General features: G+C 62.7%; 5 protein-coding genes and 1 pseudogene. 3 read left to right on the top strand and 3 right to left on the bottom strand.

From position 1 onward, the window contains the following. The 3 genes and pseudogenes from ACW8PS_RS09465 to rsmI form a co-directional block, all read right to left on the bottom strand. Positions 1–441 (bottom strand): annotated as a pseudogene (locus ACW8PS_RS09465) (glutathione synthase); the annotation flags it as partial. Positions 442–516: 75 nt separating this feature from the next. Continuing rightward, entirely contained in the window at positions 517–870 is a 354-nt protein-coding gene (locus ACW8PS_RS09460) for a YraN family protein (protein WP_491527127.1), read from the bottom strand. Further along, complete coding sequence (rsmI, locus tag ACW8PS_RS09455) at positions 867–1,751, bottom strand: 16S rRNA (cytidine(1402)-2'-O)-methyltransferase (protein ID WP_491527125.1); 885 nt, start codon at positions 1,749–1,751, stop codon at positions 867–869. The genes ACW8PS_RS09460 and rsmI overlap by 4 nt, the downstream gene beginning before the upstream one ends. A gap of 89 nt (positions 1,752–1,840) precedes the next feature. On the opposite strand from rsmI, the gene ACW8PS_RS09450 reads away from it, so the two are divergent. The 3 genes from ACW8PS_RS09450 to murJ form a co-directional block, all read left to right on the top strand. Further along, positions 1,841–3,013, top strand: coding sequence for a penicillin-binding protein activator (locus tag ACW8PS_RS09450; RefSeq protein WP_491527124.1), 1,173 nt, complete (start codon positions 1,841–1,843; stop codon positions 3,011–3,013). Continuing rightward, complete coding sequence (locus ACW8PS_RS09445; protein WP_491527123.1) at positions 2,973–5,804, top strand: [protein-PII] uridylyltransferase; 2,832 nt, start codon at positions 2,973–2,975, stop codon at positions 5,802–5,804. The genes ACW8PS_RS09450 and ACW8PS_RS09445 overlap by 41 nt, the downstream gene beginning before the upstream one ends. Beyond that, positions 5,801–6,705, top strand: a 905-nt coding sequence (murJ, locus tag ACW8PS_RS09440) for a murein biosynthesis integral membrane protein MurJ (protein ID WP_491527122.1), incomplete at its 3' end; no start/stop codon positions are given. The genes ACW8PS_RS09445 and murJ, both read left to right, overlap by 4 nt.

Genomic DNA, 6,705 nt, shown 5'->3' with positions numbered 1-6,705 from the left:
GAGCGTGTCCAGATCGCGGGCCACCGTCGTCGGCGGGGTAAGGTCTGGAAAATCCAGAACCAGCAGTTTTTCGGGGTAGTTGCGAACCCAGAACGGATCATTCACCACCAGCGTGGCGGGGTGGATGCGATCCAGGATATGGGTCGTCGTGATATAGCCCATGTCGAAAGGCGGATCCTGACGCAGCCAGACCACGTCCATATCCGCGAGGTCGATCTCAGCTTCCGCGCCAAGCGTGAAATGATCACCGCGCAGGCGGCGAACCTGCAAGGGCCAGCCGCGTGCGGTAACGCGCCCTTCCTGATAGGCGAGCTTGTCGGGCGTGTAGTAAAACAACGAATGGCCGCGGGCCTGCGCTTCTTCGGCGATACGAAAGCTGCTATCAGCGTCGATATCAATCGCGCCGATCGGATCCATCTGGAAGGCGATCTTGAGGGCCATGGCATATCTCCGTCGGCTCATACCCGGGCATTCATGGCCCGAGAGCGCCCGACGTGCAATGGCCCGATACAGAGATCAGGCGCACATGACGTTTTCGACGATACTGATGGCCCCCTGCTGATCGAGCAGTGCCACATCGACCCGCGCATTGGTATTCGCCCCTTGCGGCAAGGACCCGATATAGTCTTCCGCGCTGAGGAATATGCGCTGCAACTGGCGCTGCGACAGCCGTTCCGCGGCACGGGCATGGTTGCGGCTTTTCTTGACCTCGATGAATATGACGACGCCGTCGCGTTCCACCACCAGGTCAATCTCACCGCCGGCACCACGCCAGCGGCGCGATAATATCACATGGCCATCGCGGGCATAGGCCCGGGCTACCTGATCTTCGGCGGATTGTCCCGCCAGATATGACACCAGTCCGCTCATTCCACACCGTCCAGTTTCAGGGCCGCCTGATAGACTTGCCGTTTTGGCAATCCGGTGGCCGTGGCAACCAAGGCCGCCGCATCCTTGACCGAATGATCGGCCAGTGCCGCACGCAAGGCATCATGCATCGCTTCTTCGCCGACAACCGCCGCCTCACCCTTGTCGATGACGACGACAATCTCACCTTTGAGAACCCGACCTTCGATCTGCGCCCGCACTTCGGCAATTGTGCCGCGCAGCACTTCTTCGAAATGTTTGGTCAATTCCCGACAGATGGCAATCTGGCGCCCGTCGCCCAGAATATCTGCCAAAACACCTAATAATTTGTGAACCCGGCGCGGCGATTCATAGATAATCAGCGTGGCCCGGATCGGCGCAAGCTCGGCCACCCAGGTTTTCAGCGCACCCGCAGATTGCGGCGCGAAACCGGCAAACAGGAACCGGTCGCTTGGCAGGCCCGACAGGCACAGCGCCGCCAGCACCGCCGAGGCACCGGGGGCTGTCATCACCGGCAGATCCGCCGCAATCACCGCGCGCGCCAGTTGATAGCCGGGATCGGCCACCAGCGGCGTTCCCGCCTCCGAGACATAGGCCACCGATTTGCCCGCCGCGATCATCGTCAATAACTTGTCGCGCACCCCGGCATGGCTGTGGTCGTGATAGGCCTGCATCGCCCGCCCGCCGACCGCAACACCGTGAATTTCCATCAGTTTACGCGCGGTCCGCGTGTCCTCGGCCGCGATGACATCGGCGCTGGCCAGAATATCGAGCGCCCGCAGCGTGATGTCGCGCGCCGCACCTATGGGCGTGGCGACCAGGTAGAGACCGGGATCGAGCCGGTCGGATCGAGCAGATCTGGCGGCGGCTGGCTGATCGTTCATCTCTCACGGTTCCCGGCGTTTACTTGTGGCCCGAAACCCGTGTAGGGTCCGGTCGATATTTGATCCGCCGCATTGGGAGACGGTCCTCCATGTTCACTGCTTTCAGCCCGCTTCGCAAGACATCACGCTATTTGATGCTGTCCTTTATCGCCTTTGTTCTGGCTGCCTGCGAAATGGCGCTGCCGGTCGGCGGTGCGGGCCCGCAGGTGCGCGGCGGCACGCCGATCGCGGTTGCCATGCTGCTGCCTTACGGCTCCGCGAACCCCGGCGACGATCTGGTCGCCCGCAGCCTTGAAAACGCCGCCCGCCTGGCCGCTGCCGACCAGGATGGCGTGGTAATCGAGCTGACCGTCTATAACACCGCAGCCGATCCGGCCCAGGCGGCCAATGTCGCGCGGCAGGCGGTGCGCGACGGCGCGCGGGTCATTATCGGGCCGTTGCGGTCGGATGCCGCCGCCGCGGTCGGGGTGGCCGTTGCCAACAGCAATATCGCGGTGCTGAGCTTTTCGAACAATACCGAGATTGCGGGCGGCAATGTCTTTGTCCTAGGCAGCACCTATGAAAACACCGCCGCACGGCTGGCCCGATATGCCGTAAGCCAGGGCCGCAATCGGGTGCAGATCCTGCACGCGCAGAATCTGGCCGGCGAAGTGGCCCGCGATGCGGTGCAACGCGCGGTTGCCAATGCCGGCGGCACCGTTTCCGGTGTGGCCTCTTATGAATTTTCGCAAACCGGTGTGATCAATGCGATCCCCGGCATGATGGAGCAGATCCGGTCGGGCAATGCCAATGCGCTGGTGATCACCTCCGACGCCTCGGCAGCACTGCCGCTTTTTGCGCAGCTCTTGCCGGAAAACGGGCTGGATACCGAGGCCGTGCGGGTGATGGGCCTGACCCGTTGGGATGTCCCCTCGCAGACGCTGGAGCTGTCGGGCCTGCAAGGCGGCTGGTTTGCACTGCCCGATCCGAATGCCACCAACGCCTTTAACGCGCGCTACAGGGCCGCTTATGGCGACATGCCGCATGTTCTGGCACCCATCGGCTATGACGCGATGCGCGCCGTAACCGAAACTGCCGCCACGCTTGGCGCTTTGGGTGCGGGTGATCTGACCGCTTCCTCTGGCTTTGCCGGGGCAAACGGGGTATTCCGTCTGCGACCCAGCGGCACCGTGCAACGCGCCATGGCCATCGCTGAAATTCAAGATCAACAGGTGGCGATTATTGACCCTGCTCCAGGACGCCTTGGCGGTCCCGGCTTCTGACCGGAACCCCCGCCTACCCGCCATATCTTCGGATCCCGGAGAGCTGATTCTTCCGGCGGCCGAGATTTTCGATCCGGCCGCCATTGCCGCGCGGCTGGACGATGAAATTGCATCTCTTGCCGATCCTGCCGAAATCCGCGCAGCGGCCGTTGCAATCTTGGGCCAGGCGCAAAAACAGGGCCGCGCGGCGATTGCCGAGGCTTTTGCCGAAACCCCTTTGACCGCGCGCCGGGTGCTGCGGGCCTATGCTTATCTGACCGATGGCATTGTGCGCCAGACGCTGCGCATCGCCACGACCTATCTGCACCCCTGCCCGACGCCCACCGAGGCCGAACGCCTTACGCTGATGGCCGTCGGCGGTTATGGGCGCGGCGAAATGGCCCCGTTCTCGGATGTGGACCTGCTGTTCCTGGTGCCCTGGAAGATAACCGGCTGGAGCGAGAGTGTCATTGAGAGCTGTCTTTATATCCTGTGGGATCTGCGCCTGAAGGTCGGCCATTCCAGCCGGTCGATCTCCGATTGCACGCGCCTTGCCATTCAGGATTTCACCATCCGCACCTCATTGCTGGAAATGCGGTTCATTGTCGGCGATGAGGGCCTGGCGACCGACCTGCACGACGCGCTCCGCAAGGAGGTTTTCAACGGCACGGTCCGGGTCTTTATCGAAGCCAAACTGGAAGAACGCGCCAACCGCCACGAAAAGCAGGGCGGCCAGCGCTATGTGGTGGAACCGAATGTGAAGGAGGGCAAGGGCGGGTTGCGCGATCTGCAAACCCTCTACTGGATCGCAAAATACGAACATGATGTGCAATTCGCTGCCGAACTGGTCGATCTGGGCGTGTTCACGCGGGACGAGTTCCAGGCCTTTGACGCCGCCGAACGGTTCCTTTGGGCGGTGCGTTGCCATCTGCATCTGATTGCGGGCCGGGCGCAGGATCAACTGACCTTTGATCTTCAGGTCGAGGTCGCGGAGCGCATAGGGTATTGCGACCATAGCGGGCGGCGCGGCGTCGAACATTTCATGCAGGATTACTTCCGCCACGCCACGCAGGTCGGTGAACTGACCCGCATTTTCCTGACCGCGATGGAGGCGGCGCATCTCAAGCCCGAGCCGCGCCTGATCGGCCTGCTGCGCGGGGCCCGGGCCCGGCGGCGCAAACTCAAACCCAACTACGTGCTGAAACAGGGGCGGCTGGCCATTGCCGACGACGCCGAATTTCTGGCCAACAAGCTGAACCTTTTGCGGCTCTTTGAAGAAGCGCTGCGGACGAGATACCTGATCCACCCCGATGCCATGCGCCTGGTGGTCGCCAATCTGGCCCTGATCGACGATGACATGCGCCGCGACCCAGAAGCCACCCGCATCTTTCTGGATCTGCTGCTGAAACACGGCAACCCGGAACGCGCGCTCAGACGGATGAACGAACTGGGAGTTCTGGCGGCTTTTCTGCCCGAGTTTGCCCCCGTCGTCGCCATGATGCAGTTCAACATGTATCACAGCTATACCGTTGATGAGCATACCATTCAGGTGGTCTCGACCCTGGCGCAGATCGAACGCGAGGAACTGATCGAGGAACTGCCCATCGCATCGGGCATCCTCAAGGCGGGGGTCAATCGCAAGGTCATCTATCTGGCCTGTCTGATCCATGATCTGGGCAAGGGCCGCCCCGAGGATCATTCGGTTCTGGGGGCCAAACTGGCCCGCCGCATCTGCCCGCGCCTGGGGCTCAAGCCGGACGAGGCCGAGACCGTCGAATGGCTGGTGCGCCATCATCTGCTGATGTCCGACATGGCGCAAAAGCGCGATATCGCCGATCCGCGAACGGTGCGCGATTTTGCCAAGGCGGTGAAAACCATCGCCCGGCTGGATCTGCTGACGGTGCTGACGGTCTGCGACATTCGCGGCGTCGGCCCCAAGATCTGGAACAACTGGAAGGCCACCCTGTTGCGCGGGTTGTATCGGGCCACGGCCACGGCACTGGAAACCGGGCTGGAGGATCTGAACCGCGAAAAGCGCGAAAGCGAGGCCAAGAAACTGCTGCGCGCGCGGCTGAAGGGATGGGACCGCAAGGCGCTGAAAGCCGAGACCGACCGCCATTACGGCCCCTATTGGCAGGGTATGGATACCGACGCGCAGGTGACGATCGCCCATCTTTTGCGCGACGTCACCGAGGATGAAATCCGCATCGACACCGCGATGGATTTTGACCGCGACGCCACCCGCGTCTGTTTCGCGCTGCCCGATCATCCCGGCATCTTCAGCCGCATGGCGGGGGCGCTCAGCCTGGTCGGGGCCAATGTGGTCGATGCCCGCAGCTATACCTCGAAGGATGGCTATGCCACAGCCGTTTTCTGGGTCCAGGATCACGAAGGCCACCCCTATGAGGAACGCCGCCTGCCGCGCCTGCGCACGATGATGAAACGGACCCTGAAGGGCGAGGTCGTGACCTCGACCGCGATGGACAAGCGCGACAAGATCAAGAAGCGCGAGCGGTCGTTCAATGTCACGACGACCATCACCTTCGACAATGACGGCTCCGAGATCTACACCATTATCGAGGTCGATACCCGGGACCGGCCCGGCCTGCTCTATGATCTTGCCAAGATTTTGGCCAACAACAATATCTACATCGCCAGCGCCGTCGTCGCGACCTATGGCGAACAGGTGATCGACAGTTTCTACGTCAAGGACATGTTCGGGCTGAAGCTGCATAACAAGCTGAAGCAGGAAGCGCTGGAGAAAAAGCTGCGCGCCGCCATCGCCCGCGTTGCGGAACGGGCAGGCGCATGAGCGCGCGACCGATCCGGCTGATCACCGGGTTTCTGACCGTGGGCGGCTGGACCCTGGTCAGCCGGGTGCTTGGCTTTGTGCGTGAAATCATGATTCTGGCCTTTATCGGCCCCGGCCCCCTGCTGGATGCCTTTGTGGCGGCCTTTCGCCTGCCCAATCTGTTTCGCCGTTTCTTTGCCGAAGGTGCCTTCAACGCGGCCTTTGTGCCGATGTATTCCAAACGGGCCGAGGCGGGCGGTGATGCCGACGGTTTCGCCCGCGAGGCGTTCAACGGCTTGGCCATGGTGGTGCTGGCGCTGGTGGCGCTTGGCATGATGTTCATGCCGGCCCTGGTCTGGGCCACGGCGGAAGGGTTCCGGGGCGACGCCCGGTTCGATCTCGCCGTGGGCTATGGCCACATCGTCTTTCCCTATATTATCTTCATGTCGCTGGCGGCGCTTTTTTCCGGCGTTCTGAATGCCAATGGCCGCTTTGCCACCGCTGCCGCGGCCCCGGTTCTGCTCAATATCCTTGCCATCGCCGCGATGGGCATCGGTGCCTATTCCGGCGGCGCGGTCATCGACTGGCTGCTCTGGGCGATCCCGCTGGCCGGGGCGGCGCAACTGGCGTTGGTCTGGTATGCGACCGAGCGCGCGGGTGTGAAGATCCGCCCCGGCTGGCCCCGCTGGTCGCCCGAGATGAAGCATCTGGTCGCTGTCGGCCTGCCCGCCGCGCTGGCCAATGGGGTGGTGCAGATCAACCTTGTGGTGGGTCAGCTTGTCGCGTCGCGCACCGAAGGCGCGGTGAGCTGGCTTTTTGCCGCCGACCGGCTCTATCAATTGCCGCTTGGCGTGGTCGGCATCGCGGTGGGTATCGTGCTGCTGCCAGAGCTGTCACGGCGTCTGAAATCGGGCGATGATGC

This window comes from Alterinioella sp., from assembly GCF_058343375.1.
Note: the sequence above shows the minus strand (reverse complement) of the source record. Positions and strands in the feature narration are given on the sequence as shown.